This is a genomic window from Mesorhizobium sp. M1006 (genome assembly GCF_040318825.1).
Classification (GTDB): Bacteria; Pseudomonadota; Alphaproteobacteria; order Rhizobiales; family Rhizobiaceae; genus Mesorhizobium.
The window spans coordinates 112,175-136,760 of record NZ_JAMYMZ010000003.1 but is presented as its reverse complement, the minus strand read 5'-3'; the positions used below and the strand labels follow the sequence as shown (position 1 = coordinate 136,760).

Annotated in this window: 23 protein-coding genes and 1 other RNA gene; 5 read left to right on the top strand and 19 right to left on the bottom strand. The window is 63.6% G+C overall.

Annotated features, from left to right (window positions below):
• Window positions 1-84 precede the first annotated feature (84 nt).
• From NKH60_RS03890 to NKH60_RS03865, 6 genes are read right to left on the bottom strand one after another with little or no spacing between them, the layout of a single operon-like run.
• Window positions 85-1,191 (bottom strand): DUF1513 domain-containing protein, encoded by a 1,107-nt coding sequence (locus NKH60_RS03890; RefSeq protein ID WP_352613876.1) that lies wholly within the window; start codon window positions 1,189-1,191, stop codon window positions 85-87.
• Window positions 1,192-1,193: 2 nt separating this feature from the next.
• Window positions 1,194-2,267 carry an imelysin family protein gene (locus NKH60_RS03885; RefSeq protein WP_352613875.1) on the bottom strand — a complete coding sequence of 358 codons (1,074 nt, stop codon included), beginning with the start codon at window positions 2,265-2,267 and terminating at the stop codon, window positions 1,194-1,196.
• Window positions 2,267-3,874 carry a di-heme oxidoreductase family protein gene (locus NKH60_RS03880; RefSeq protein WP_352613874.1) on the bottom strand — a complete coding sequence of 536 codons (1,608 nt, stop codon included), beginning with the start codon at window positions 3,872-3,874 and terminating at the stop codon, window positions 2,267-2,269. The genes NKH60_RS03885 and NKH60_RS03880 overlap by 1 nt, the downstream gene beginning before the upstream one ends.
• A gap of 12 nt (window positions 3,875-3,886) precedes the next feature.
• Window positions 3,887-4,372, bottom strand: coding sequence for a bacterioferritin (gene bfr, locus NKH60_RS03875; RefSeq protein WP_023676883.1), 486 nt, complete (start codon window positions 4,370-4,372; stop codon window positions 3,887-3,889).
• A complete protein-coding gene (locus NKH60_RS03870; RefSeq protein WP_023676882.1) occupies window positions 4,338-4,649 on the bottom strand; it encodes a (2Fe-2S)-binding protein in 312 nt (103 codons plus the stop codon). Before NKH60_RS03870 ends, bfr begins: the two co-directional genes overlap by 35 nt.
• A 56-nt stretch (window positions 4,650-4,705) precedes the next feature.
• Complete coding sequence (locus NKH60_RS03865) at window positions 4,706-5,998, bottom strand: imelysin family protein (RefSeq protein ID WP_502904300.1); 1,293 nt, start codon at window positions 5,996-5,998, stop codon at window positions 4,706-4,708.
• A 423-nt stretch (window positions 5,999-6,421) separates the two neighbouring features.
• Between NKH60_RS03865 and NKH60_RS03860 the strand changes: the two genes are divergently transcribed.
• Window positions 6,422-7,675: an NAD(P)/FAD-dependent oxidoreductase gene (locus tag NKH60_RS03860; RefSeq protein ID WP_352871278.1), complete on the top strand. Its 1,254-nt coding sequence runs from the start codon at window positions 6,422-6,424 to the stop codon at window positions 7,673-7,675.
• Window positions 7,676-7,793: 118 nt separating this feature from the next.
• A complete protein-coding gene (locus NKH60_RS03855; RefSeq protein ID WP_084643033.1) occupies window positions 7,794-8,396 on the top strand; it encodes a sulfotransferase family protein in 603 nt (200 codons plus the stop codon).
• A 61-nt stretch (window positions 8,397-8,457) separates the two neighbouring features.
• On the opposite strand, the gene NKH60_RS03850 is transcribed toward NKH60_RS03855, so the two are convergent.
• The 12 genes from NKH60_RS03850 to ffs all read right to left on the bottom strand — a co-directional run bounded on the left by NKH60_RS03850 (window position 8,458) and on the right by ffs (window position 21,484).
• Window positions 8,458-9,735 carry a 4-aminobutyrate--2-oxoglutarate transaminase gene (locus NKH60_RS03850; RefSeq protein ID WP_352455102.1) on the bottom strand — a complete coding sequence of 426 codons (1,278 nt, stop codon included), beginning with the start codon at window positions 9,733-9,735 and terminating at the stop codon, window positions 8,458-8,460.
• Between the two features lie 354 nt (window positions 9,736-10,089).
• Entirely contained in the window at window positions 10,090-10,839 is a 750-nt protein-coding gene (locus NKH60_RS03845) for an ABC transporter ATP-binding protein (RefSeq protein WP_352613872.1), read from the bottom strand.
• Window positions 10,836-11,669, bottom strand: coding sequence for an ABC transporter ATP-binding protein (locus NKH60_RS03840; RefSeq protein ID WP_352542928.1), 834 nt, complete (start codon window positions 11,667-11,669; stop codon window positions 10,836-10,838). Before NKH60_RS03840 ends, NKH60_RS03845 begins: the two co-directional genes overlap by 4 nt.
• A 10-nt stretch (window positions 11,670-11,679) precedes the next feature.
• Window positions 11,680-12,600, bottom strand: a complete 921-nt coding sequence (nikC, locus tag NKH60_RS03835; protein WP_352613871.1) for a nickel transporter permease — start codon at window positions 12,598-12,600, stop codon at window positions 11,680-11,682.
• A gap of 13 nt (window positions 12,601-12,613) precedes the next feature.
• Complete coding sequence (locus NKH60_RS03830; protein ID WP_352613870.1) at window positions 12,614-13,681, bottom strand: ABC transporter permease; 1,068 nt, start codon at window positions 13,679-13,681, stop codon at window positions 12,614-12,616.
• 31 nt (window positions 13,682-13,712) lie between these two features.
• Window positions 13,713-15,356, bottom strand: a complete 1,644-nt coding sequence (locus NKH60_RS03825; RefSeq protein WP_352613869.1) for an ABC transporter substrate-binding protein — start codon at window positions 15,354-15,356, stop codon at window positions 13,713-13,715.
• A gap of 201 nt (window positions 15,357-15,557) precedes the next feature.
• Window positions 15,558-16,835 (bottom strand): lytic murein transglycosylase, encoded by a 1,278-nt coding sequence (locus NKH60_RS03820; protein WP_352613868.1) that lies wholly within the window; start codon window positions 16,833-16,835, stop codon window positions 15,558-15,560.
• Window positions 16,836-17,013: 178 nt separating this feature from the next.
• Window positions 17,014-17,619, bottom strand: coding sequence for a recombination mediator RecR (gene recR / locus NKH60_RS03815; protein ID WP_023676872.1), 606 nt, complete (start codon window positions 17,617-17,619; stop codon window positions 17,014-17,016).
• Between the two features lie 242 nt (window positions 17,620-17,861).
• Complete coding sequence (locus NKH60_RS03810) at window positions 17,862-18,800, bottom strand: cell wall hydrolase (RefSeq protein WP_352613867.1); 939 nt, start codon at window positions 18,798-18,800, stop codon at window positions 17,862-17,864.
• Window positions 18,801-19,089: 289 nt separating this feature from the next.
• Window positions 19,090-19,413 carry a YbaB/EbfC family nucleoid-associated protein gene (locus tag NKH60_RS03805; protein ID WP_352470044.1) on the bottom strand — a complete coding sequence of 108 codons (324 nt, stop codon included), beginning with the start codon at window positions 19,411-19,413 and terminating at the stop codon, window positions 19,090-19,092.
• A 31-nt stretch (window positions 19,414-19,444) separates the two neighbouring features.
• Window positions 19,445-21,283, bottom strand: a complete 1,839-nt coding sequence (locus tag NKH60_RS03800; RefSeq protein ID WP_352613866.1) for a DNA polymerase III subunit gamma/tau — start codon at window positions 21,281-21,283, stop codon at window positions 19,445-19,447.
• A 104-nt stretch (window positions 21,284-21,387) separates the two neighbouring features.
• An RNA gene (gene ffs / locus NKH60_RS03795) (signal recognition particle sRNA small type) lies at window positions 21,388-21,484 on the bottom strand.
• A gap of 347 nt (window positions 21,485-21,831) precedes the next feature.
• Between ffs and NKH60_RS03790 the strand changes: the two genes are divergently transcribed.
• Genes NKH60_RS03790 through NKH60_RS03780 form a run of 3 tightly spaced genes read left to right on the top strand, consistent with a single transcriptional unit; the run spans window position 21,832 to window position 23,556 of the window.
• Window positions 21,832-22,251: an HIT family protein gene (locus tag NKH60_RS03790; protein WP_023676868.1), complete on the top strand. Its 420-nt coding sequence runs from the start codon at window positions 21,832-21,834 to the stop codon at window positions 22,249-22,251.
• A gap of 38 nt (window positions 22,252-22,289) precedes the next feature.
• A complete protein-coding gene (nudC, locus tag NKH60_RS03785) occupies window positions 22,290-23,231 on the top strand; it encodes an NAD(+) diphosphatase (protein ID WP_352613865.1) in 942 nt (313 codons plus the stop codon).
• A gap of 25 nt (window positions 23,232-23,256) precedes the next feature.
• Entirely contained in the window at window positions 23,257-23,556 is a 300-nt protein-coding gene (locus NKH60_RS03780) for a Dabb family protein (RefSeq protein ID WP_352871272.1), read from the top strand.
• Window positions 23,557-23,581: 25 nt separating this feature from the next.
• Here the strand turns inward: NKH60_RS03780 and NKH60_RS03775 are convergent, their stop codons facing one another.
• Window positions 23,582-24,523 (bottom strand): 2-hydroxyacid dehydrogenase, encoded by a 942-nt coding sequence (locus NKH60_RS03775; RefSeq protein WP_352613864.1) that lies wholly within the window; start codon window positions 24,521-24,523, stop codon window positions 23,582-23,584.
• Window positions 24,524-24,586 lie beyond the last annotated feature (63 nt).

The following is a 24,586-nucleotide window of genomic DNA, read 5'->3' as shown; positions in this document are numbered from 1 at the left end:
GGATAAATCGTCAGGCGACTTGGCTTCGGCGCGGGTCCAAGAATGTAAGTTCCAACGCACGCAATCGCCACATAGGTATCGGGACTAGCCGACCTGCTCGATACGCAGCACGTGATTGTCCCAGACATAGTCAGGCTCGGAATGTATCGAGCCACCGGACTCGACGATATCGCCGGCGCCGGTCGTCGCCATGAAGCTTTCCCCATCGGCTGCAACGCCGCAAACCTCGACCAGCGCCTTGGTGGCGACGATACGGCCGCTGGCCGCGTCGATCACGGCAAGCGAATTGCCCTCAGGCGAAGACACCGCGATGGTGCCGGCGGCAGGGTTGGCGGCGACCGAGCCGATATAGTTCCTGAAGGCGGAGAGCACGTCCTGCGACATGTCGAGTAATTTCAGGTCCATGCCGCGCGCCGCGCGGCCGAGCAGTGGGGGACGATCGGTACCGGGCCCCCTGTATTGACAGCCGAACCAGACGGTGCCGGAGCGGTCGGCATCCATATGGCGGATCGACAGTTGGTGTAGCGCCGGCGGTAATTCGTGCTTTTCGGTGAGATCGCCGGTAAGGCGGTCGACCAGAACATAGGAAGGCTTCATCGTTGCGATATTGAGCTCGGCGCGGCCATAATCCGGATGCGTTTCGATGCCGCCATTGGCGACAGCGATTGTCCTGCCGTCGGAGAGAAGCAGAAGTTCGTGCGGGCCCACGCCGTAGGTCGGGAACTCGCCGATGCGCTTGAATTTCGCATGCGCGTCATAGACGCCGACGACGCCGGCGGCATTGTCGAAATCGTTCTCGGTTGCGTAGAGCAGCGTGCCATCGGCCGAGAACACACCATGGCCGAAGAAATGCCGGCCGGCAACGCTGGCAATGGTGTGCGGTTTATAGCGGCCGGTATGGTCGAAGACGACAGCAAAGGTGCCCGGCTGCCTGGCAAACACCACCGAACGATTGGACACCGGGTCGAAGGTAACGTCGTGGCCCCGATCGGGCAGATCGATCGTGTGCAACAACTTGCCGGCCTCGGACAGGACGGCCGCGCCATAGCTGCCGTCGCGCTTGACGAAAGCGGTGGCGAAGACCGAGTCGGCGTCGAGTGTCTTTGCCCAGGCCGACGGCGCCATCGCCGCTACGAAACCAGCGCCTGCGGCCCTCAGGAAATCGCGCCGATCGATCAGCGGCGTCCTCATGATCAGTCGCCATCCAATGACGAGAACCCGGCGGTCAGGCCGAATTCGGCGGTCAGCCTGGTGCCGATCAGGGTCGTCAGGCTGGATGTCACCAGCGAGAAATAGTCGAGCTTCTGGCGCAGCGCCGGATCGGCAAGTGCCTTGTCGATCGGTCCCCTGATCGCCTTGGCCGCCTCGATCCCGTTGGTGAGCTGGATGTGGACCGATTCTGCCATCCAGCGCGCATCGGCCGGCAGCGCGTCGCCAAGCTGCGAGGCCTGGAACAGCGTGTCCATGCCCGCCAGATTCCCGGTCAGCGAGCGGGCGGTGTTTTGCGAGCGCCAATAGATCGCCTGTTTCGGTTTGTCGGCCTCCGGCTTGGCGCCCAGGAAGCCTTTCAGGCGTACGTCGCGGACCATTTCCAGCTCGTTGATGAAGACGCCGACCAGTTCGGTCACCGCTTCAGTTCCGTCGTGGTAGAGCGCGTTCTGCGGACCCGGATTGGCCCAGAGCGCGGCAAAGCCGTTGGGCTCGTTCCAGGCATCGCCAACCTCGCCGGCAATCGTCTCGACATTGCCGGCAATGGCCGCACCGTAGGCGCAGCGATAGGCGTCGTCCCTGCCGACCAATTGACCGGCTCCGTCGCCGTAGAGGACGAATTCCAGTGCGCCGAGCCCTTGCATGGCGACGCTCTTTGTAGCCAGCTGGGCCGGATCGGCGGCTGTCGGATCCTTGCCGGCAAGTGCCGCCTGCACCTGCTTCAGGCCGATGCTCTTGCGGTCCGGCCAAAACAGCATGCGCTCAAGCCGGTTGTTTTCCGCGATCGGCCCGAAACGGATGATTTCCACCACCGACCAGGCATCCACGACACCGGCGAACTCGGCGCGTGCCGCATCGAGATTGTCTCGCGAGGGCGCTTGGCAAAGCGCGTGCATGGTCTTGGCCAAGCTGTCCGCATGGTCATGCAGTCTGGCATAGGCCGGGCGGACGAAGCCGTCGATCGCCCGCTGGATCACATCCGAAGCCTTCACCGTCGCGGATGCCGGCAGCGCACCGGCGAGGACCAGCATCAGAGCGAATGCAAGACGCTTCCGCATCAGAGCGACTCCAGAAACTTGATCAGCGCGGCGCGGTCGGCCGCATCGGCAGCGGCAAAGCGGTCACGCGCCTTCTGACCCTCGCCGCCATGCCACAGAATCGCCTCGGCCAGGCTTCGTGCGCGCCCGTCATGCAGGAAGAAGGTGTTGCCGCTGACGGTCTGGGTGAGCCCGATGCCCCACAGTGGCGGCGTGCGCCATTCGCTTCCCGTGGCCTCGCCCACCGCCTGTCCGTCGGCAAGACCGGGTCCCATTTCATGCAGCAGGAAATCGGAATAGGGCCAGATCAGCTGGAAGGCCTGCGCCTTGTTCGGGGTGTCGCGACGGGTGACGAATTTCGGCGTATGGCAGGAGATGCAGCCCATATCGTAGAATAGTTTTTTGCCGGCGAGCACGTCCGGTCTGTCGAGATCGCGCCGGGCCGGCACGGCAAGGTTTTGCGAATAGAAGGTCACGAGGTCCATGACCGGCGGCGGCGCTTCGACCGGACCGAGGCGCTCCTGTACACCGTTAGGTAGGCCAAGGCAGGTCTTTTCCGCGGCGCTGCAATCGCCCCAGTGCTTCGGCACTTCGGGCGTCGAAATGCCAATATCGCCGGCAAAAGCGTCCGCCGATTGCTGGCGGATCGATGCCGCCTGCGCCTTCCAGCCGAAACGGCCGAGCGTCAGTTCACCGCTGCTGGCGTCGCGTATTATGTTTGGCCTGCCGGCAATCCCGTCACCATCGCGGTCGGCCGCATCGGCACGCGTAAGGATGTCGGCGGGAGCGATCTGCTCGACCAGGCCAAGGCCGATCATCGGCGGTGTCATGCGCGGCGACAGCGTGGTGTGCGGATCGAGCGGCCCGTAGGCGAGACCCTCGACCGAATAGCTCGGCTTACGCAGCGACACGACGCTGCCGTCCGCCAGTTTTACTTTTTGCTCCTGATAATCGACATGCATCCTGCCTTCGCCCTGCAGGCCGGGAACGGCTAGCTCCTGAAGTTGTGTGCCATAGACCGGGTCGGGAAAGTTGAGCACCTTGTGATCGGCGAGCGCGGCTTTCTCCTCCTCGGTACTGGCTTCCCTTGCCAGGCGCAGGAACATCGAGGTGGTGCCGCTGTCGCCTTGGGGCGGATGGCCGCGACCGTCCTTCAGATGACAGTTCTGGCAGGCGCGCTCGTTGAACAACGGACCGAGCCCATCCGAGGCTTGTGTCGAGGATGGCGAGGACACCCAGTTCTTGCGGAAAATGGCGTTGCCGAGCTTGAAGGTGCCCTCTTCCTCGAAGCTGATGTTGGCGGAGGATTGCGAGAAGGCGTCCTTGTTGACGTCCTTCTTCGAGGTGCCGGCGCCGCCCTGCATCAGCTCGAATTGCTCGGGCTTGGAGAAATCGCTGGTCGGCCTGGTGATGGCGATGACGCGCGCCAGATCCTTCGGCGTCAGATCCGTGCGGCTGGTGGCAAGCCCCGCCGGTTGCGGCGCCCCGGCCAGCGCCGAGGCTGTGAGCGTCGCCACCACGGCAAGAAAGGCGCCGCGAAGGATACCGTACCGCGGCTTCTTCTGAGGCGGCAGGCCACAATGCTCGGCCGGCCGCAAGCGGCGCATGAAATCTAGGGGGCGCCGCATTCCGGCATGTCCTTATTCCGCCTCGTCGGCCGACGCTGCGTTGAGTTGACCGTACTTTTCTTCGCCGATCGAGGCGAGCAGGTCGAGTTGCGTCTCGAGAAAGTCGATGTGACCTTCCTCGTCAGCCAGCAATTCCTCGAACAGCTTCATCGTCACGTAGTCGCCTGCTTCGTTACAAACCTCGCGCGAACGCTTGTAGGCGGTGCGCGCGTCGTATTCGCCGGCAAGATCGGATTCGAGCACTTCCTTGACATTCTGCCCGATGCGCAGCGGCGCCACGGACTGCAGGTTCGGATGGCCCTCGAGGAAGATGATGCGCGCCACGAGCCGGTCGGCATGGTGCATTTCCTCGATCGATTCAGCGCGTTCCTTCTTCGCTAGCTTGGCGTATCCCCAGTCTTCCAGCAGCCGGAAATGCACCCAGTATTGATTGACCGCCCCAAGTTCCAGAAACAGAGCCTCGTTAAGCCGCTCTATGATCTGCTGTTCGCCTTTCATGGGTTCTGCTCCCGTATTGGACGCGCAGGCCTCTGACGCGATCCAGGTGTGAAACGATGTCCACGCCACTCGCCGCCGAGCGGGCATGGTAATTTTCGGTGACCCGAATGATCGTTTCGACCACATTTGGGAAGCAGCCGCAACAGCGACCGCGCTTGTGCATGGCGTGATAGACCTTCGCCGGCACGATCAGCTGCCAGGGGTCCTCATCCAGCAGTCCGACGATCGTCTGCTCTATCTCCTTTTCGGTGATGATGTTGCAATGGCAGATCAGCATTTGTCGCTCTGGCTAACGGCGCTTCGTTGCGTCGCGTGGCTGGTGGTTTCGATAGTCTATTGGAACACCTTGTCCGGTGAATCGAGGCTGTCCGAGCCCTCGAAGGCTATCGCATTGAGCTTCAGGGTACCGACGGCGCGTTCGATCGACTTGGTCTGATCGACCAGCGCGTCGATCGCCGCCTGCACAGTGGCATTGCCTTCCGTGTTGCCTTCTCCGATCTGCTGGTCATAGGCCTCGCCGGCAAGCGCCCGTGCCTTGATGGCCTCCATCTTGGCGACGGTGACGTCCAGTTTGTCCGACAATTCCTTGTCAACCGCCGGGTCGGCCGCCTTGACCATGTCGGCGACCGACGGCCCCTCGACGACAGTGCCGTCGAGCCGCTTGTAGCTGCCGTGATACGCGGCACGGATGCCGATCGCATCGTAAAGATGGGAGTTGTAGGTATTGTCGGAGAAGCAATCGTGCTCCTCTTCCGGGTCGTGCAACAAGAGGCCGAGCTTCATCCGCTCTCCGGCGAGCTCGCCATAGGACAGCGAACCCATGCCGGTGAAGATGGTCGAAATGGCGGCGTTCGGCTCGCCATCGACAAGGTTCTTGCGGGCGGCGCCGCCTTCCTTCCAGTCGTCGGCCATATCCTTTAGATCGGAAACCAGAAGGTCGCTCGCCGATTTCAGATACTGTCCGCGGCGGTCGCAATTGCCGCCGGTGCAATTGGCGAGGTCGTAATCGGTGTAGGGCCGTTCGCCGGCGCCCGGACCGGTGCCGTGTAAGTCCTGACCCCAAAGCAGGAATTCGATCGCGTGATAGCCGGTCGCCACATTGGCCTCGATACCGCCGGCCTCCTGCAGGGTGCCGGAGAGGAACTCCGGCGTCAGGTCCGTGGCGTCGACCTTCTTGCCGTTGATCTCGATCGACTTGTTGGCGATCACATTGGCGGTGTAGAGCGCGTTGGCGTCCGACTCAGTGCCGTAGCTCTTGGCGACATAGTCGATCAAGCCTTCGTCGAGCGGCCAGGAGTTCACCTTGCCTTCCCAGTCGTCGACGATGGCATTGCCGAAGCGATAGACCTCGGTCTGCTGATAGGGAACGCGCGATGCCTTCCAGGCCTCGCGGGCGGCGTTCAGCGTTTCGGCAGATGGCTTGGCGAGCAGCGCATCGACAGCCTTGTCGAGCGCCTCGGCCGCGATCAGCGAATCCTCGTATTTGGCGAGCGCAATGTCGGAATAGGTCTTGATGACCGCCTTGGCATCGGTTTGCGCCTTGGCCGGCAGCACGAACACGGCCGCCGTCAGCATTGCGGTGGCGCCGATCGCCGCAAGCCTGCCGCCATACCGTGCCGTGATCATCGTTCTCATGATTGTCTCTCCTCGGGAATCAATGAAATGCCGGCGCCTCGGCGGGCAGCTGCCAGCGGGCAAAGAAGGGTCGCGCCATCGCGCGGTTCGCGGAAGAAAGACACCGAAATGCCTCCAATCGAAAGGGTTCAAGGCCCAGACATCAAAGGGATGCGCTGACGCGCGAGCTTCCATAAAACGGCGAAGACGCCGGATGTCAACTGGTGGCGTAGAAAAAATTCAATTGAAACAATAGTTTAGAATTATTCTAAACTAGAACTGTCAACTTTAACACCGACGTATGAGGAATGCCGGCGCATGACGCAGTTGACAGGCGGCCGTTCCGGGTGCGACCCGGATCGGCGCTCTTGCGGCGGCGCCGGACAATCGCCACCTGGCGAGACGTCCTAGATTTGGATGAGGAATCGGGCTGTTATGAAGAACGGGGTCGTCATTGTCGGTGCGGGTCATGCGGGCGTGCAAGCGGCCGCCAGCCTGCGCGAAGAAGGCTATGACGGCCCGGTGATCCTGGTCGGCGACGAAAACGAATTGCCCTACCACAAGCCGCCGCTGTCGAAGACCTTCATCAAGGATCAGCAAGCAAAGCCGCAGCCGTTGCGCGGCGAGGCTTTTTATACCGGCAGCGCCATCGACTTCCGGCCAGGCATCCGGGTCGAGCGGATCGACGTAGGCGGCCGCAGGCTGGAGATATCGGGCGGCGGTGTGTTGCCGTTTGACCGGCTGATCCTCGCCACCGGCGCGCGGCCGCGCCTGCTGCCGCTGCCGGGTTCGGAGCTTTCCGGCGTTGTGTCGCTGCGCTCGCTCGGCGATGCCCGCCTGATCCGCGAATTGAGCGCGCAAAGCGAGGAGGTCGTCATCCTCGGCGGCGGCTTCATCGGCCTGGAGATTGCCGCGACGCTCACCGCGGCAGGCCGCAAGGTCACGGTGGTCGAGGCGGTCGACCGGTTGCTCGGCCGCGCCGTGGCACCGGTCATCGCCGGCCATGTGCGCCAGCGGCTGGAGGCCACCGGTGTGCGCATCCTTACCGGCACCACCATCGAACGGCTGGAGGACGAGAACGGCCGTGTTTCGGCTGCAATCACCTCATCCGGCGAAAGATTGCCGGCGCAGATGGTCGTCATCGGTATCGGCGTCGTGCCGAATGTCGAACTGGCCGAAGCCGCCGGCATTGTCATCGCCAACGGCATCCGCGGCGACCAGCAGATGCGTACGTCGGTGCCGGAAATCCTCGCCATCGGCGACGCGGCGTCTTACCGGCACTGGTTCACCGGCGGCGACGTGCGGCTGGAATCGGTGCAGAACGCCACTGACCAGGCGCGGCTCGCCGCACGCACCATCGCCGGCCACACCGACAATTACTCGGCAGTGCCGTGGTTCTGGTCCGATATCGGTGACATGAAGCTGCAGATGGTCGGCCTGATTGCGGGCGGCGACAGCCATGTCGTGCTGGGCGACGTGGCCGAGAACAAATTCTCCATCTACCACTATGCCGGAAGCCGGCTGCTCGGCATCGAGTCGGTCAACCGGCCGGGCGACCATATGCTTGGCCGCAAGATGCTCGGCGCCGGCTTTTCGCCGTCGCCGCAGATTGTCGCGACCGGGCCCGACGGGCTGAAGGCCGCGCTCGCCGCCTTCCAGCAGGCAGAGCCGGCCCGCGCGGCAGGATAAGATCAAACCCAATCACCCTGAATGACCGAGTTCGACCGGGAGCTGACCTTCAAAACATATAGCGAAGTAAAGGAAACAGCGGTATTTTGACCAATTGAAATTCGTCGCGGGGGTGCTCATGGCTTTATATGTCATTGGCGCGGGCATGGGTCGCACTGGCACATATTCGCTGAAGCTCGCGTTGGAGCATCTTGGGTTCGGGCCGTGTCATCACATGGCAGATGTCCACGCCAATCCCGAGCAGAAGGCGCTGTGGCGCGCCGCCGGCCAGGGACAACTCCCGACCTGGGATGCGGCATATGCCGGCTATCTTTCCGCGGTCGATTGGCCAACGGCGCATTTTTGGCGCGAAGTGAGTGACCACTACCCTCATGCAAAGGTTATCCTGACAGTTCGTGACCCGGAAGCCTGGTATGACAGCATGGCGCAAACAATAGGGCTCACGATGGATGCTGCTACCAATGATCCACAGTCCTTTGGTGTGGCGGTGGTTGGAAACACTGTCTTTGGCGGTCGATTTGATAACCGTGATCACGCAATCGCTGTCTATGAAGCACATAACGCTTCCGTGAAATCAACGCTGCCACCTGAACGCCTTCTTACTTATCAGGCCTCCGAAGGGTGGGAGCCGCTTTGTGCCTTTCTCGGTGTACAGTTGCCTTCCGAACCGTTTCCACGCACCAATTCGACTGCCGAATTTCGTGCTCGCATAGGGCGTTGAACGGCGGCTTGCCACCTATCTCGGCCTTCGCGCAGTTGAATCTAGGCGATATCCTCGCCGCTCAGGCGGCGCGGGCCTCGCGGATCGAACTTTCCAGAATGTCGAGCGCCTCGTTCATGACGCCATCCTGGATGGTGATCGGCGCGAGGAAGCGGATGACGTTGCCGTAGACGCCGCAGGTCAGCAGGATCAGGCCCTTGTCGAGCGCCTTCAGCCGGACCGCATTGGCGAGTTCCGGCGACGGCAGGCCCTTCGTTACATCGTTGAACTCGACCGCGTTCATGAAGCCGGGGCCTCTGATATCGACGATCTCCGGGGCTTCGTCGCGGATCGCTTGCAGGCGCTGCTTCAGCCGGTTGCCCAGCGTGTTGGCCCGGTCGCAGAGCTTCTCCTCGTCGATGACGTCGAGCACGGCATGCGCCGCGGCGACGCCGATCGGGCTGCCGCCATAGGTGCCGCCGAGTCCGCCGGGGTTCGGCGCATCCATGACCTCGGCGCGCCCGGTGACCGCCGCCAACGGGAAGCCGCCGGCCAGGCTCTTGGCCATGGTGGTGATGTCGGCCGCCACCTCGTGGTGGTCCATGGCAAACATCTTGCCGGTGCGGGCAAAGCCGGTCTGCACCTCGTCGGCGATCAGCAGCATGCCGTGCTGATCGCAGATCTTGCGCAATGCGGTCATGAAGTCGCGCGGCGCCTCGTAGAAGCCGCCCTCGCCCTGCACCGGCTCGACGATGATCGCGGCAACGCGGGCCGGATCTACATCGGCCTTGAACAGCCGGTCGAGCGCAGCCAGCGAATCGGCGACCGACACGCCGTGCAGTGCAACCGGGAACGGCGCATGGAAGACATCCGCCGGCATGGCGCCGAAGCCGACCTTGTAGGGCACGACCTTGCCGGTGAGTGCCATGCCCATGAAGGTGCGGCCGTGAAAGCCGCCGGAAAAAGCGATGACCGCCGGCCGGCCGGTGGCGTTGCGCGCAATCTTGATCGCGTTCTCGACCGCCTCGGCGCCGGTGGTGACGAAGATCGTCTTCTTGTCGAACTTGCCGGGCAGCATGCCATTCAGCCGTTCGGCCAGCCTGATATAGCTCTCATAGGGCACGACCTGATAGCAGGTGTGGGTGAAGCGGTCGAGCTGCGCCTTGACCGCTTCGATCACCCTGGGGTGACGGTGGCCGGTGTTGACGACGGCGATGCCGGACGAAAAATCGATATAGCGGCGGCCTTCCACATCCCAGATCTCCGAGTTTTCGGCGCGATCGGCATAGATCTGAGTGGTCATGCCGACGCCGCGCGAAATCGACTGGCTCTTGCGTTCGGAAATGGCTGAATTTGTCATCGTATCCCTCACCGGGCCGGCGCCCGCTCTCGTTGATGGCTGTTGAGACTCTTCTGGGCTTATTTCAGGTTTTCCTCAAGTTGGCACTGGCGGCGGGCGATTGGGCCTGCCCGTCCGGCGGGCGACCTGACACAAAGTTGCCAAGTCCCGTTCCTTCGCGCCCCCCTCTGTCCTGCCGGACATCTCCCCCACAAGGAGGGAGATTGGCAGCTTCGTCGGCAGCGTTCCTTCTATAACGTTGGCGATTGGCGAAATCAGTGGTGACAGCCAATCTCCCCACCCGTGGGGGAGATGGCCGGCAGGCCAGAGGGGGGCGCGAAAGAACACGACGCGGGGAATTGAAAGCAAGCCTACTCACGCCGTCCGCACGAACCCCTCGCTGGCCCTCAGCAGATTGCGCGTATAATCCTTGGTGACACGGCGTTCGACAAGATCGTCCGCGGTCAGATTCTCCATCGCCTCGCCGTTCTGCATCACCATCAGCCGTTCGCACATGTGGGTGATGATGGCTAGGTCGTGGCTGACCATCAGGAAGGTCAGCTTGCGGCGGCGCCTGATCTCTTCCAGCAGGTTCAGCACCTCCGCCTGCACCGAAGCGTCGAGCGCCGAGGTCGGCTCGTCGAGCAGCAGGATCGACGGTTCCAGAATCAGGGCGCGGGCGATCGCCACGCGCTGGCGTTGACCGCCGGACAATTGATGCGAATAGCGAAAACGGAACCCGGTGCCGAGGCCGACCTCGTCGAGTGCCCGCTGGATGCGCTTTTCGCTGTCGGTGAAGCCGTGAATGGCGAGCGGCTCCTGCAGCAGGCGGTCGACGGTCTGGCGCGGGTGCAGCGAACCGTACGGGTCCTGGAAGACCATCTGCACCTCGCGGTAGAACGCCTTGTCGCGGCGCGCGCCGAGCGTTTTGCCGTTGACCGCGATGGTGCCCGAAGCGGCCGGCGCCAGGCCGGCGATTGCCCTGAGCAACGTCGACTTGCCGGAGCCGGACTCGCCGACCAGGCCGAAGGATTCACCGGATTCGACCTCGAGGCTGACGCCTTTCAACGCGCGGAAGCGGTCGAAGACCACCTCCAGCCTGTCGACGGAAAGCGCTGCCGTCATGCTGCCCACTCCGGCTTGCGGTCGAGCACCGGCAGCGGGTGACGGTCGGCGCCGATCTTGGGCATGCAGTTGAGCAGGCCGCGCGTATAGGGATGCTGGGCGCGGCCGAGCTCCGAGGCTTTGAGCTGTTCGACCACCTTGCCGGCATACATAACGATGACACGATCACAGAAGGACGAGACCAGGCGCAGATCGTGCGAGATGAAGATCAGCCCCATGCCGCGCTCGCTGACCAGCCGGTCGAGGATGCCGAGCACGTCGAGCTGGACAGTGACGTCGAGTGCCGAGGTCGGCTCGTCGGCGATCATCATTTCTGGCCCGGCGATCAGCATCATGGCGATCATGGCGCGCTGGCCCATGCCGCCGGAAACCTCGTGCGGATGCAGGTCGAAGACACGGGCCGGATCGCGGATCTGCACAGCCTCCAGCATGGCCAGCGCGCGGTCGCGGGCTTCGGCCTTGGAGACCTTCTCATGCGTGCGCAGCGTCTCGACGATCTGGCGGCCGATGCTCATCACCGGGTCGAGCGAATATTTCGGATCCTGCAGGATCATGGCGATACGCTTGCCGCGCAGCGCGCGGCGCTCGCGCGGCGAGGCGGCCAGCAGGTCGATGCCGTCAAAAGCGAGCGTCGTCGCGGTCACCTCGGCCTGCGGCGGGGTGACGCCCATGATGGCGCGGCCGGTCTGCGACTTGCCCGAACCGCTCTCGCCGACGATGCCGAGCCGCTCGCGGCCGAGCGAGAAGGAAACGCCGCGCACCGCCTCGATCAGGCCGGTGCGCGTCGGGAAGGTAACGCGCAGGTCGTCGACTTCGAGAAGCGTGCTCATTGGTCGCCACTCATTGGTCACCGCTTCGGGGATCGAGCGCGTCGCGCAGGCCGTCGCCGAGCAGGTTGAAGCCGAGGCTGACGATGAGGATGGCAAAGCCCGGCGCGCCCGCCACCCACCACTGATCGAGCACGAAGCGGCGGCCCGACGCGATCATCGCGCCCCATTCGGGCAGCGGCGGCTGCGCGCCGAGGCCGAGGAAGCCGAGGCCGGCCGCGGTCAGGATGATGCCGGCCATGTCGAGCGTCACCCTGATGATCAGCGAGGAGATGCAGAGCGGCATGATGTGGCGAAGCACGATGCGAAACGGCGAGGCGCCCATCAATTGCACCGCCTTGATGTAATCGGAATTGCGCACCGTCAGCGTTTCGGCGCGGGCAATGCGGGCATAGGGCGGCCACGAGGTGATGGCGATGGCAAGCACGGCATTTTCGATGCCGGGGCCGAGCGCGGCGACAAAGGCCAGCGCCAGGATCAGCTTCGGAAAGGCGAGAAAGATGTCGGTGATGCGCATCAGGATCGCATCGGTCCAGCCGCCGGCGTAACCGGCGACGGTGCCGACCAGCAAGCCGATGGGCGCGGCGATAATGGCAACCAGAATGACGACGTAGAGTGTCCAGCGCGAGCCGAAGATGATGCGCGAATAGATATCGCGGCCGAGATCGTCGGTGCCGAACCAGTGCGCCGCACTCGGCGCCAGGAGCCGCGAGCCCTTGAGGTCGCCGAACGTCGGCGAATAGGGCGCCAGCACATCGGCGAAGGCTGCGACCAACAACAAGGCGATGATGATGAGCAGGCCGGCAAACGCCAGCCGGTTGGCCGAAAAGCGCCGCCAGGCCACATAGGCGCGGCCGAGCCTCGCCTGCACGCGCGACGCCGGCCGCTCGCTGAGCAGCCAGTCGCGGCGGGTTTGAATCGCTTCCGTGCTCATCCTGCCTTGGTCCTCATCCTGCCTTGGTCCTTGGATCGAGCAGCCGGTAGAGCAGGTCGGAGAATAGATTGATGGCGATGAAGACCGAGCCGATGATGATCGTGCCGCCAAGCACGGCATTCATGTCGGCGTTCTGCAGCGAGTTGGTGATGTAGAGGCCGATGCCCGGCCACGAAAACACTGTCTCGGTCAGCACCGAGCCTTCGAGCAGCCCGGCATAGGACAGAGCGATCACCGTGACCATCGGCACCGCGGCGTTGCGCAGCGCGTGACCCCAGATGATGCGCGTTTCCGACAGGCCCTTGGCGCGCGCTGCGACGATATATTCCTGGGTGAGTTCGTTCAGCATGAACGAGCGCGTCATGCGGCTGATGTAGGCGAGCGAGAAATAGCCGAGCAGCGAGGCCGGCAGGATGATGTGGCGGAAGGCATCGGCAAATACGTCCCACTGCCGCTGCCAGGGCGCATCGAGCAGGTAAAAGCCGGTAATCGGCGTGAAGGTGTATTCGTAGACGACGTCGAGCCGGCCGGGAAAGGCGACCCATTGCAGCTTGGCGTAGAACAGCACCAGCGCCAGCAGCCCCAGCCAGAAGATCGGCACGGAATAGCCGACAAGGCCGATGATGCGCACGATCTGGTCGATAACGCTGCCGCGCCGCACGGCGGCAAGCACGCCAAGCGGCACGCCGATCACCGAACCGATCAATGTTCCTAACGTCGCCAGTTCGAGCGTCGCCGGAAAGGCGCGGCGGATATCGGTCATCACCGGATTGGTGGTCAGCACCGAGGTGCCGAAATCACCGTTCAGGGCATGTTTGACATAGATGTAGAACTGCTCGACCAGCGGCAGGTCGAGGCCCATCTCGCGGCGCGTTCGCTCGACGACGTTGGCCGGCGCCCGGTCGCCGAGCACCGCCAGCACCGGGTCGATTGGGATCACGCGGCCGATGAAGAAGGTCACCGCGAGCAGACCGAGATAAGTCGTTATCGCGATGACCAGGAACCGGGCGATCGATGAGGCCACGGCAACGGCGCGGGCGCCGCCGCGCCCTGCCGTCACTTCGCTTTCAACTACGCTCATACGGCGCGTCCGCCGGCGTCACTCCCCGGCATCACTCTTTCGAGACGGGGCCGACGAAGTTGGTGTCGAAGCTCGGGCCGAGCGCAAAACCCTTGAGGTTCTTGCGCAGGCCGGCCACTTCCAGCTGCTGGTGGATGATGACGAAGGGGCTGGTATCGAGGATCTTCTTCTCGAGATCCTGGTACATTGCGGCGCGCTTGGCCGCGTCCTTCTCGAGCAGGGCGGCTTCGGTCTGCTTGGTCAGGTCCGGAATGTCCCAGGCGTTGCGCCAGGCCAGCGTCTTGGTCTTGCCTTCATCCGAATTGTCCGGGTTGCTGGCAAAGGTCTGGGCATTGGAGTTCGGATCGAAATAATCCTGGCCCCACTGGCCGATATAGATGTCGTGGTTGCGGGCGCGGTATTTGGTCAGCGTCTGCTTGCCGTCGCCGGGGATGATCTCCAGCTTGATGCCGGCCTGTCCCAGCGTCTGCTGGATCGATTCCGCCATCCCGGTAATCGGCTGGGTGCTGCGTACGTCCATGGTGACACTGAAGCCGTCGGCGAGGCCGGCCTTGGCAAGCAGTTCCTTGGCCTTGGCGACGTCGAGCTTAAAGGGGTTTTCGTCCAGCTCGCCGAGCACGCCCTTGGGCAGGAAGGTCTGATGGATCTCGCCGATGCCCTTGAGGATGGTCGAGCCCAATGCGTCGTAGTCGACGAGATATTTGAACGCCTGGCGAACCTCGGGCTTGGCGAGGTTCGGGTTCTTCTGGTTGAGGCTGATATAAAAGACCGTGCCCTTCGGCGCGCTGGTGGTGGTGAGGTCGGCATTCTTGGCAATGGCATCAAGGTCGTTCGGCTCGAGATTGCGGGCGACGTCGATGTCGCCGGCTTCCAGCGCCAGGCGCTGGCCCGAGCTTTCCTTCATATTGCGATAGATGACGCGGGCAAGCTTGGCTTTTTCGCCGTAGTAATTGTCGTTGCGCTCAAGGACGACGGCCTCGTTGGCCCGCCATTCGCGCATTTTGAAGGCACCGGAGCCGGCATAGCCGGTCTTCAGCCAGGCATTGCCGAAATCATTGTCCCATTTGTAGTCGGCGCTCGGCGTGACCGCGGCGACATGCTCCTTGACCAGCTTGGCGTCGACGACCGAGGCGACCGTCGCCGACAGGCAGTTCAGCACGAAGCTCGGCGCATAGGCCTTGTCGACCGTGAACTGGAACGTGGTGTCATCAACGGCCTTGGCCTTCTCGGTGACGTTGCCGCCATCGATACCGAACTGGCCGATAATAAAGGCCGGGCTCTTGTCGAGCTTGATGGCGCGCTCGAACGAATAGGCGACGTCGGCCGCCGTGATCGGATTGCCGGAGGCGAACTTGAGGCCGGGCTTGAGCTTGAACGTGTAGGTCAGGCCGTCGTCGGAGACGCTCCAGCTTTCGGCGAGATCGCCTTTGACCTTGGATGTGTCGCTGAGGTCGAGGCGTACCAGAAGATCATAGGTGTTGCCGGTGACCTCTGCGGTCGACAATTCGAATGCTTCGCCCGGATCCATGGTGATGATGTCGTCGATGGCGAAACCCTCGACCAGCGTGTCGGCGGGCGTGACCGCGAAGGCAGGCGCACCGGCCAGGAGCAGCGCGGACATAGCCGCGCCCGCGAGCAAGAAGCGGGAGCGTAGAGCAAACTTTTCCATCATCATTTTAACTGTTCCCTGTTTTTGTTGACCTGAGTTCCCGGCTCAGGGTTGTGGCATTTCTTGCCGCGTCGAACGGTGATCCCCGGACCGTTGTCTTGGCAATTTTTTGTGCGGTTCCGGTTCACCATATCCGGCGGTTTCGAGCGCGGCAACGAGCATTTGCAGAACGGTCGATTGGGCCAGACCGGCGGAGCGAAAATCCGGCTATTTCAGCGCGGTAACCAGGTCGGCGTCGGGAAAGCAGGTAGCGGAACGGCCGTTGCTGGCCTGCCATTTGCCGATCGAGCGGCGCGTCTTGAAGCCAGGCAGGCCGTCGGCGCTGCCGACATCGTAGCCCCTGGCTTCCAGCGCCCGCTGCAGGGCGGCGATGTCGGAGCGGTAGAGCCCGCCGACCGCGCCCCAATTGCCCGAGAAATTGCTGTCGCCATGGGCGATGCGATCGGCGCCATGGCCGATGAACAGGGCATAGAGATCGCTGGTGTTATACTGCTTCAGCACATAGAAATTGGGGGTGACGATGAAGGCCGGGCCGCTACGCCCGGCCGGCATCAAAAGAAAGCCCTCGGCTTTCAGTTCGCTCGGCGGGAACGGTTTACCCGACACACGCCTGACGCCCATATCAGCCCATTGGGAAATCTTCTTGCCCTGGTCCGGACCTTCGAGCGAGCACGAGACGCTGTCCGGCACAGTCACCTCGAAGCCCCAGCCGCGGCCCCTGACCCAGCCATAATGGACGAGATAATTGGCGATCGAGGCCAGTATATCGGGCGTCGAATTCCAGATGTCGGTGCGGCCGTCGCCGTCGAAATCGACGGCATGCTTGAGGAATGATGTCGGCATGAACTGCGGCTGGCCAAGCGCGCCTGCCCAAGACGATTTCATCGCGCCGACCGGGGCAAGCCCGCGCTCGACGATCTCGAGCGCAGCCAAGAGCTCGGTGCGGAAGAATTCCTTCTTGGTCGACATGAACGCCTTGGTGCCCAGCACCTCGAAGGCGTCATAAGGCATCTTCGCCGCGCCGAAGCCGCTCTCGCGGCCCCAGATCGCCAGCAGCACTTCGCCAGGCACGCCGTAGCGTTTCTCGATCGCGGCAAGCGTCCTAGCGTTGGTCGCCTCGCGGGTGCGGCCGCCGGCGGTCACCGCTCGGACTATCTTTTCAGCGAAATAGGCGCCCGGCGAACCGAATTCGGCCTGATGCTGCTTCTGCGGCGTCGTCGCCTTCTCGCCCGGCTTCACCAGGTCGGGCAGCCTGAGGTTCGGCTTTACGCCGTCGAAAGCGGCATCGAAGGTTTTCCTAGAGATGCCTTTGGCCTTGGCTTCGGGCCAGAGGTCGTTGCTGAGCCACGCGTGGAACTGGCCGTCGATTTTTGCGGCGGAGGCGGGAGTGGCGAGGATCAACCCAAGTAGGGCTGGTAGAAACGAGAGGCAGGCTAGTGTGCGAGCTCGGCGTTCTGTCGCGCCCCCCTTTGTCCTGCCGGACATCTCCCCCACTTGGGGGGAGATTGGCAGCTTCGATTTCTGCTCCAGCCTTGCACCGTTGAAGATTGGCGAAAGCCAGCGCGACAGCCAATCTCCCCCCTTGAGGGGGAGATGTCCGGCAGGACAGAGGGGGGCGCGACGGAACGCAATCATCTCGGAAGCACTCTCCCCGCAACTCGCCTCAAAACACTGTCCGCGACTTCAGTGCTGCGGCCAGCGTACCTTCGTCGAGATAATCGAGTTCGCCGCCGACCGGAACACCGTGCGCCAGGCGCGTCACCTTGATGTCGAAGCCGGAAAGCTGGTCGGTGAGGTAGTGCGCGGTGGTCTGGCCCTCGACAGTGGCGTTGACGGCGAGGATCACTTCCTTGACTTCGCCGCCGGCGACGCGATCGACCAGCGAACGGATGTTGAGCTCATCAGGACCAATGCCGTCGAGCGGCGACAGCGTACCGCCGAGCACATGGTAGCGCACGTTCATGGCTGTCGCCCGCTCCAACGCCCAAAGGTCGGCCACGTCCTCGACGACGATGAGCGTAGTGGGGTCGCGGCGGGGGTCGGTGCAGATCATACATGGATCTGAGGTATCGACATTGCCGCAGGTCGAGCAGATGCGCACCTTGTCGACCGCCTCGCCCATGGCGGCGGCGAGCGGCGCCAGCAGCTGTTCCTTCTTCTTGATGAGGTGGAGTGCGGCGCGGCGTGCCGAACGCGGACCGAGCCCCGGCACCTTGGCCAGCAGCTGGATCAGGCGTTCGATCTCGGGACCGGCGATTCGCTTCGACATCGCACCGGTTTAGGATTTTTCCGCACGCTTTGGAACAGTTGAGCGGCCAGGGGCTCCGCTCTTCCCTTCTCCCCTTGTGGGAGAAGGTGGATTGGCGCGCAGCGCCAAGACGGTTGAGGGGTGTTGGCCGGAGCGCCGTCGATGCCAAGCTGGAGCACCCCTCATCCGACCTCGCTCCGCGAGGCCACCTTCTCCCACAAGGGGAGAAGGGAAGGCCGACGTCGCGGCCAGTGCTGCCGCCCTCAGTTTTCTTCCAGTGGTCGGGTCTGGCCGGCGATCATCGCGCCGATGGCGTCGGTGTTCTCGGGCGTCGCCTCGAACGACATTGTCGGCTCTGCCGGCGCGGCCTGGAAGGAGGTGACAGGCCGCTCGCTCACGGTTCCGCCAAAACGGGCCGCATCCGGCTCCTGCATTGGTTCCTGCAGCGCCACAAGCATCGGCTTCTCCGCCGTCGCCTTCTCCGGGGTCGCCATTCCGGCGGTCACCCTTGTCTGCTTTGCCGGCAGCGATGCGGCGGCGGTAACATAGGTTGCCTTGGCGAATGTCGGCTTGACCTCGCGAGCCGGCTCCGCCGAGGCGACAAGTATGGCCTGAGCGGCAGGCGCTTGCGGCTTGGCTTGGGCCATGGCGACCACCGGTTCGTCCGGCAGCGGCTGCCAGTTGCGGCCGCGCTTTTCATAGAAGGCATTGCCGCCGGCGACCATGGTGTAGTGCATGTTCTTGTAGGGGAAGCGCAGGCCGGCGGTGTGGAAATACATGGTGTTCTTCAGCTTGGCTTTGCGCTCGCCCTTGAGCACCGCCTCGGCGGCTTCCTCGACGTCGGGCATCGCCTTCGAATTCATCGGCCGTGTCATGACGCCCGGCGCGAACTGCCCGCGCTCGCCGACGACCTGGCAGATGGTGTTGCCGTGATTGCCGGACCGCAGCCGGTTCATCACCACCGTGCCGACCGCAATCATGCCGTCACGGCTGGAGCGGTTGGACTCGAAGAACATCGCCCGCTCCAGGCATTCCTTCTCCTTCGGCGTGGAATTGTAGGAGCGCGAGCTCAGGAAACTCGGCGTAATGGCATCGGTCAGGCTGGACATGCCGTGCGAGGCGGTCTGACTGCAAGCGGCCAAAAACAGCGGCGAGATAACGACGCCGAGCCGCAACGGCGTCTTCCATCGGGTAGAGATCAACAGGTGTCCCCTCAATTCTGCTGCCAGCCCGCCCCTGGTTGCGGCAAGAATGAGACACTTTCAGGCAAAAAGATGGCTAAAGCGTTATTAAGTGTGGGGAGTTGCCCAATAGACACAGCTGGCGGTGGAGCGAGCACTGGGCCGCTGCACTCTTCGGCCACTGTAACGGCATACCGATTGACTAGCGCGTCGCGTTCGACCGGCCTCATGCGACGCGCTTTAGGTTCTTGTTTTGATGCATGTCGTTATCGCAAAACCGCTGCACACTTTTGCGCGACATGCACTAGCCTTAGAACGGCAGTTTCATTCCCGGCGGGATCGGTAGGCCCGCGGTCAGCGCCCTGGTCTTCTCCTGCATGATCTGCTCGACCTTGGTCCTGGCGTCGTTGTGGGCAGCGAGAAGCAGGTCCTCGAGAATCTCGACCTCGTCCTCCTTGAACAGCGCCGGGTCGATCTTCAGCGACTTCATCTCGAATTTGCCGGTCAGCGTCACGCTGACCAGGCCGCCGCCGGCCTGCCCGGTGGCTTCCAGCGTGGCGATCTCATCCTGCATGGCCTGGAACTTGGCCTGCATTTCCTTTGCCTTGCCCATCATGCCGAGAAGGTCTTTCATCGCACTGTCCTTTGCAGCTGGTCCAGGTTGTTCAGGTTTCGTCGTCGTCGGCCGGCGGCTCGACCGGCACTTCGGCGTCGTCGGCTTCCGGTGCATCGGGAATGCGCACGTCGATGATCTTGGCACCGGGAAAGCGCGCCAGGATGGCGGCGACCGTCGGGTCGCTCTTGGCATCGAGGAAGGCGTTTTCGCGCTTTGTCGATTCCATCTCGGCCAAGGTCTGGCCGCCCTCGTCCTTCGACAGCGACACCAGCCAGTTGCGGCCCGTCCAGGCGCGCAGCTTGGCGGTCAAATCATTGAGCAACATCTTCGGCGCATCGTCGGTCAGGCTGACGTCGATACGACCGGGCTCGATGCGCACCAGGCGCACGCAACGCTTCACCAGCACCTTGAAGGCCATGTCGCGCTGGGCGTCGGCAAGGGCGATAATGTCGGCCAGCGATTTCACCGGCACCGGCGACGCCTCGACCGCCGGCTCCGGCGGAGCAACGAAGTTGGTCGGCACGGGCTCGGCCTCGACCAGGCGCATCGTCTCGACCAGGCGCATTGTCTGGGCGCCGCCATTGGACGTCGGCATCCGCGCCTGCGCCACGGCGCCGGCACCACCGCCTGCAGGCGCATGGTTTGCCGGGCCGGGGCTTGCCGGCGTGCCATTCACGCGCGGCGCAGCGCCCGGCAGTGTACCGCCGTTCTCCAGCGATTTCAGCGCCTCGTCCAGCGTCGGCAGGTCGGCGGCATGGGCCAGCCGGATCAGCACCATCTCGGCGGCGCTGACCGGGCGGTTGGAGGTCTGCACCTCGGGAATGCCTTTCAAGAGCATCTGCCACGTCCGCGACAGCACCTTGACCGACAGCGTGCTGGCGAAATCGGCGCCGCGCCGGCGCTCGTCCTCGGACAGCGAGGCGTCGTCGATGGCAGCCGGCACGAAACGCAGACGGGTGACCAGATGGTTGAACTCGGCAAGGTCGGTCAGCACCGCGGCAGGATCGGCGCCGGTATCGTACTGGGCACGGAATTCGGCAAGTGCGGCGGCGACGTCGCCCTTCATAACATGCTCGAACAGGTCGACGATGCGGGCACGGTCGGCGAGGCCGAGCATGGCACGCACCGCTTCGGCGCTGACCGCGCCGCCGCCATGGGCGATCGCCTGGTCGAGGATCGACTGCGCATCGCGCATCGAGCCTTCGGCCGCGCGCGCGATCATCGCCAGCGCATCGTCTTCGACTTCGATGCCCTCCAGACCGGCTATCCTGGCAAGGTCGGCCTTGATCATTGCCGCATCGATGCGCCTGAGGTCGAAACGCTGGCAGCGCGACAGGACGGTGATCGGCACCTTGCGGATTTCGGTGGTGGCGAAGATGAACTTGACGTGCGGCGGCGGCTCTTCCAGCGTCTTCAGCAGGCCGTTGAAGGCCTGGTTGGAAAGCATGTGCACTTCGTCGATGATGTAGACCTTGTAGCGCGCCGACACCGGGGCATAGCGCACACGCTCGATGATGTCCCTGATGTCGTCGATGCCGGTATGCGAGGCGGCGTCCATCTCGATGACGTCGACATGCCGGCCTTCCATGATCGCCTGGCAATGCTCGCCGAGCACGGCAAGGTCGACGGACGGCTGGTCGACGGTCGATGTTTTGTAGTTCAGGGCCCGCGCGAGTATGCGCGCGGTCGTCGTCTTGCCGACGCCACGCACGCCGGTCAGCATCCAGGCCTGGGCGATGCGGCCGGTGGCAAAGGCATTGGTCAACGTGCGGACCATCGGCTCCTGGCCGATCAGTTCGGAGAAATTCGACGGTCGGTATTTGCGCGCCAGCACGCGGTAGGCGGCAGGCTTGTCCAATTTCCCGGCCTCGTTTCCGGCTTCGCTCATTCGCCCGTAAAGCTCCAAGGGCTGCCACTGGAGGCGGCCGATTCCTGCGCATAATTTCGCCCGCGCGGCTTGGCGCCGTCAATGTCGGGGCAAAAGGCGAAGAGGCGGGAGGCTGGAACAATGACCCGTTCCGGGCTCGTTAGGGCTGCTTCCTTCCGGACCTGACCCGGTTGGCGAGTGGACCGTCCACCACCAACCTCCCAGCCTCCATATCGGCAATCCGGCGATGAAATGCAAGTGCGGATGATAGGGGCCTTGAGGGACGGCGAAAGCTGAAACCAAAAACCCGCCTCGGCGGGCGGGTCGTTGGTGCGAATAATCACCATAGCGAGATTAGTAGCATAGCTGCCGGCACAAAGCAAGAACAAAATGTGGCCGCGATCCTCGGCGGGGCAGCGCCAACCTGATGCAATTTGCCCGGGCCCTCACATCTTCGCGCACAATCAGCGCCGCGACGGCCAATGTTGCTTGCTGCCCCTTGCGGCCCTTCGGAAGCCGCTCTAGCGTCGATGGAGGTCAAAAAACGTCAAAAAGTGTGGGAAACGCCAATGCTGCCGGGCCTCAAGGCCGGATTCACGCTTGACGCCCAGCTGGAAGCCGACAGCGAACAGCTGATGTGGCTCGGCCTGTGCGAATTGCGCGTCATGAACGACCGCCGCTGGCCATGGCTGTTGCTGGTGCCGCAGCGGCCGGGCATCGAGGAAATCCACGACATGACGCCGCTGGACCAGGCGATGCTGACCTTCGAGACCAACATGGTGGCGCTGGCGCTGAAGCGGGTGACCGGCTGCACCAAGATCAACACCGGCGCACTCGGCAACATCGTGCGCCAGTTGCATGTACACGTCATTGCGCGCTCGGAAGGCGATCCCGGCTGGCCCGGCCCGGTGTGGGGGCACGGCCTGCGCGAGCCCTATCAGCGCTCCGACCTTCGCAAGTTTGCGGAAAAGATCAAGGCAGCGCTATAAGCCTCTCCCGTGTCCACCTTGAACCTTCCCGAGTCTGCATGAGCTTTCGCCTGTTTGACGCGCCCTTGCGCGAGCCGAGCCAGTTCGTCGGCTTCGCCGGCAACATTATCGACCGGCAGTCCGAAAACCGCGCCGACGATTCCGTCGAAAACGCACTCGCCGATCCCTCGGCGCGGCTTTTGCTGATGCGTGGCGGCCGGCTCTATCTGAAACTTGCGCAAGGCGCATTCGACCCCTGGTTCGGCGTGGCCGAATGCCGGCCGCTCGAAGCATCGCTCGAAAACGGCGTCCTGCTCGGTTTTTCCGAAAGCGGCCCGGTGCTGGCGGTGCCGGCCGGGGTCGAGCCGGAGCAGCTTCCCGAGACGATCAAGGCGATCGACTATCGCTCGGTCTATATGCAGGGGCTGATCGACGAAGCGGCGGCCGGCGCGCTGGCGCAAGGGGCGGCGCTGCTCGCCTGGCATGCCAGCCATCGCTTCTGCAGCAAATGCGGCACCGAAGCCGAGATGCGGGCGGGCGGTTACAAGCGGCATTGCCCGGCCTGCGGTACGGAGCACTTTCCGCGCACCGACCCGGTGGCGATCATGCTGACGGCAACACGCGAAAAATGCCTGCTCGGCCGCGGCCGGCATTTCGGGCCCGGCATGTATTCGGCGCTCGCCGGTTTCATCGAGCCGGGCGAGACGATCGAGGCGGCGGTGCGCCGCGAAACACTGGAGGAAGCCGGCATCAGGCTCGGCCGCGTCGTCTACCACGCCAGCCAGCCCTGGCCGTTCCCCTACTCGCTGATGATCGGCTGCTTCGGCGAACCGCTCAACGACGATATCCACCCCGACCTCAACGAGCTGGAAGATTGCCGCTGGTTCTTTCGCGACGAGGTGCTGTCGATGCTGGCCAGGGAACATCCGGGCGGCCTGGTGACGCCGCCGAAAGGCGCGATCGCCTATAACCTCATCCGCGCCTGGGCCGACAGCGTGTGAGACGAAGACATCGCAGGAGCAGAAAATGATCCGTCACACCGTCGTGTTCACGCTGAAACACCCGCCGCATTCGCTCGAGGAAAAACGGTTCCTCGCCGACGCCAAGAGGATTCTCACGGCGATAAAGGGCGTCACGCATTTCGAGCAGTTGCGGCAGGTCAGTCCCAAGAACGACTACCGCTTCGGCTTCTCGATGGAGTTCGCCGATCAGCGGGCCTATTCCGGCTATAACGATCATCCCGACCACGCCTTCGTCCGCGACCGCTGGATCCCCGAGGTCGCGGCGTTTATGGAGATCGACTACGTGCCGCTCGGCTGGGGCTGAGACTGGAAAGCGGCGCTCTAAAAAATTAATACCCAGCGTCGCGATCCACCACATTTTCCAGCGCTTCGCCGCGCTCGAAAGCATCCATCTGACGCAGCATGATCGGCGCCAGGTGGACCGGATCGGAGGTTGCCGCCGCGTGCGGCGTCACGAACACTTTGGGGTGGCTCCATAGCGGGCTGGTCTTCGGCAGCGGCTCGACCTCGAACACGTCGAGGCTGGCTTCCTTCAGCGTGCCGTCGTCCAGCGCGCGCAAAATGTCGGCGTCCTTCTGCAGCCTGCCGCGCCCGGCATTGATCAGCACCGAACCGCCGAGCCCGTTGCGCTTGCGGAGCTCCTTCAGCACGCTGTGGTTGATGATGCCGTGCGTCTGCGGCGTCAGCGGCAGCAGCACCACCAGGATATCGGTGGCGTTGAGGAACGGGATCAGGCCGGCCTCGCCCGCGTAAGTCGAGACACCTTGCATCGGCCGGTCGCTGCGCGACCAGCCATTGACGGGAAAGCCGAGCGACAACAGCACCGATGCCGCCGCGCGGCCAAGCGTGCCGAGCCCCATAATGCCGACCGAGATGTCGCTGGCCGGCCGCTGCTGCGGTTCATGCCAGATCTTCTTCTGCTGCTGGGCGCGGTAGAGCATGCCCTGGCGATGGTGGTCGAGCACCCGCCAGACGACGTATTCGGTCATGTACTGGGTCAGGTTGTCGGCCACCACCTTGACGACCGGTACGTCGGGCAAGGTGGGATCGGCGAAGATGTGGTCGACGCCGGCGCCGATCGAGAAGATGGCGCGCAGATTGGGCAGCGACGACAACAGGTTCGGCCGCTGTTTCCACACCACCGCATAGGTGATCGAGGGATCGCCGGCGCCGTTCGGCTCGAGCACCACCTCGCGCTCCGCCGACAGCAGTTCGCGCCAGCGCAGCGGATGAATACCGGTGAGGGCAAGCAGGATGCGGCCTTTTTCCATTGCGGATTGTTTTTCCCTTTTTACCAACAGCGTTCGCGTCCCGACGCGCAAGGCGCGGCAGCG

What these genes read in the sequence shown, in the direction of transcription:
- nikC (WP_352613871.1), bottom strand. Translation starts at nt 12,600, where the DNA reads ATGAGCACGGAAGCGATTCAAACCCGCCGCGACTGGCTGCTCAGCGAG.
- NKH60_RS03840 (WP_352542928.1), bottom strand. Translation starts at nt 11,669, where the DNA reads ATGAGCACGCTTCTCGAAGTCGACGACCTGCGCGTTACCTTCCCGACG.
- NKH60_RS03855 (WP_084643033.1), top strand. Translation starts at nt 7,794, where the DNA reads ATGGCTTTATATGTCATTGGCGCGGGCATGGGTCGCACTGGCACATAT.
- bfr (WP_023676883.1), bottom strand. Translation starts at nt 4,372, where the DNA reads ATGAAAGGCGAACAGCAGATCATAGAGCGGCTTAACGAGGCTCTGTTT.
- NKH60_RS03885 (WP_352613875.1), bottom strand. Translation starts at nt 2,267, where the DNA reads ATGCGGAAGCGTCTTGCATTCGCTCTGATGCTGGTCCTCGCCGGTGCG.
- NKH60_RS03800 (WP_352613866.1), bottom strand. Translation starts at nt 21,283, where the DNA reads ATGAGCGAAGCCGGAAACGAGGCCGGGAAATTGGACAAGCCTGCCGCC.
- NKH60_RS03870 (WP_023676882.1), bottom strand. Translation starts at nt 4,649, where the DNA reads ATGCTGATCTGCCATTGCAACATCATCACCGAAAAGGAGATAGAGCAG.
- NKH60_RS03820 (WP_352613868.1), bottom strand. Translation starts at nt 16,835, where the DNA reads ATGTCCGGCAGGACAAAGGGGGGCGCGACAGAACGCCGAGCTCGCACA.
- nudC (WP_352613865.1), top strand. Translation starts at nt 22,290, where the DNA reads ATGAGCTTTCGCCTGTTTGACGCGCCCTTGCGCGAGCCGAGCCAGTTC.
- NKH60_RS03780 (WP_352871272.1), top strand. Translation starts at nt 23,257, where the DNA reads ATGATCCGTCACACCGTCGTGTTCACGCTGAAACACCCGCCGCATTCG.
- NKH60_RS03790 (WP_023676868.1), top strand. Translation starts at nt 21,832, where the DNA reads ATGCTGCCGGGCCTCAAGGCCGGATTCACGCTTGACGCCCAGCTGGAA.
- NKH60_RS03865 (WP_502904300.1), bottom strand. Translation starts at nt 5,998, where the DNA reads ATGATCACGGCACGGTATGGCGGCAGGCTTGCGGCGATCGGCGCCACC.
- NKH60_RS03830 (WP_352613870.1), bottom strand. Translation starts at nt 13,681, where the DNA reads ATGAGCGTAGTTGAAAGCGAAGTGACGGCAGGGCGCGGCGGCGCCCGC.
- NKH60_RS03890 (WP_352613876.1), bottom strand. Translation starts at nt 1,191, where the DNA reads ATGAGGACGCCGCTGATCGATCGGCGCGATTTCCTGAGGGCCGCAGGC.
- NKH60_RS03845 (WP_352613872.1), bottom strand. Translation starts at nt 10,839, where the DNA reads ATGACGGCAGCGCTTTCCGTCGACAGGCTGGAGGTGGTCTTCGACCGC.
- NKH60_RS03805 (WP_352470044.1), bottom strand. Translation starts at nt 19,413, where the DNA reads ATGAAAGACCTTCTCGGCATGATGGGCAAGGCAAAGGAAATGCAGGCC.
- NKH60_RS03860 (WP_352871278.1), top strand. Translation starts at nt 6,422, where the DNA reads ATGAAGAACGGGGTCGTCATTGTCGGTGCGGGTCATGCGGGCGTGCAA.
- recR (WP_023676872.1), bottom strand. Translation starts at nt 17,619, where the DNA reads ATGTCGAAGCGAATCGCCGGTCCCGAGATCGAACGCCTGATCCAGCTG.
- NKH60_RS03850 (WP_352455102.1), bottom strand. Translation starts at nt 9,735, where the DNA reads ATGACAAATTCAGCCATTTCCGAACGCAAGAGCCAGTCGATTTCGCGC.
- NKH60_RS03825 (WP_352613869.1), bottom strand. Translation starts at nt 15,356, where the DNA reads ATGATGATGGAAAAGTTTGCTCTACGCTCCCGCTTCTTGCTCGCGGGC.
- NKH60_RS03880 (WP_352613874.1), bottom strand. Translation starts at nt 3,874, where the DNA reads ATGCGGCGCCCCCTAGATTTCATGCGCCGCTTGCGGCCGGCCGAGCAT.
- NKH60_RS03775 (WP_352613864.1), bottom strand. Translation starts at nt 24,523, where the DNA reads ATGGAAAAAGGCCGCATCCTGCTTGCCCTCACCGGTATTCATCCGCTG.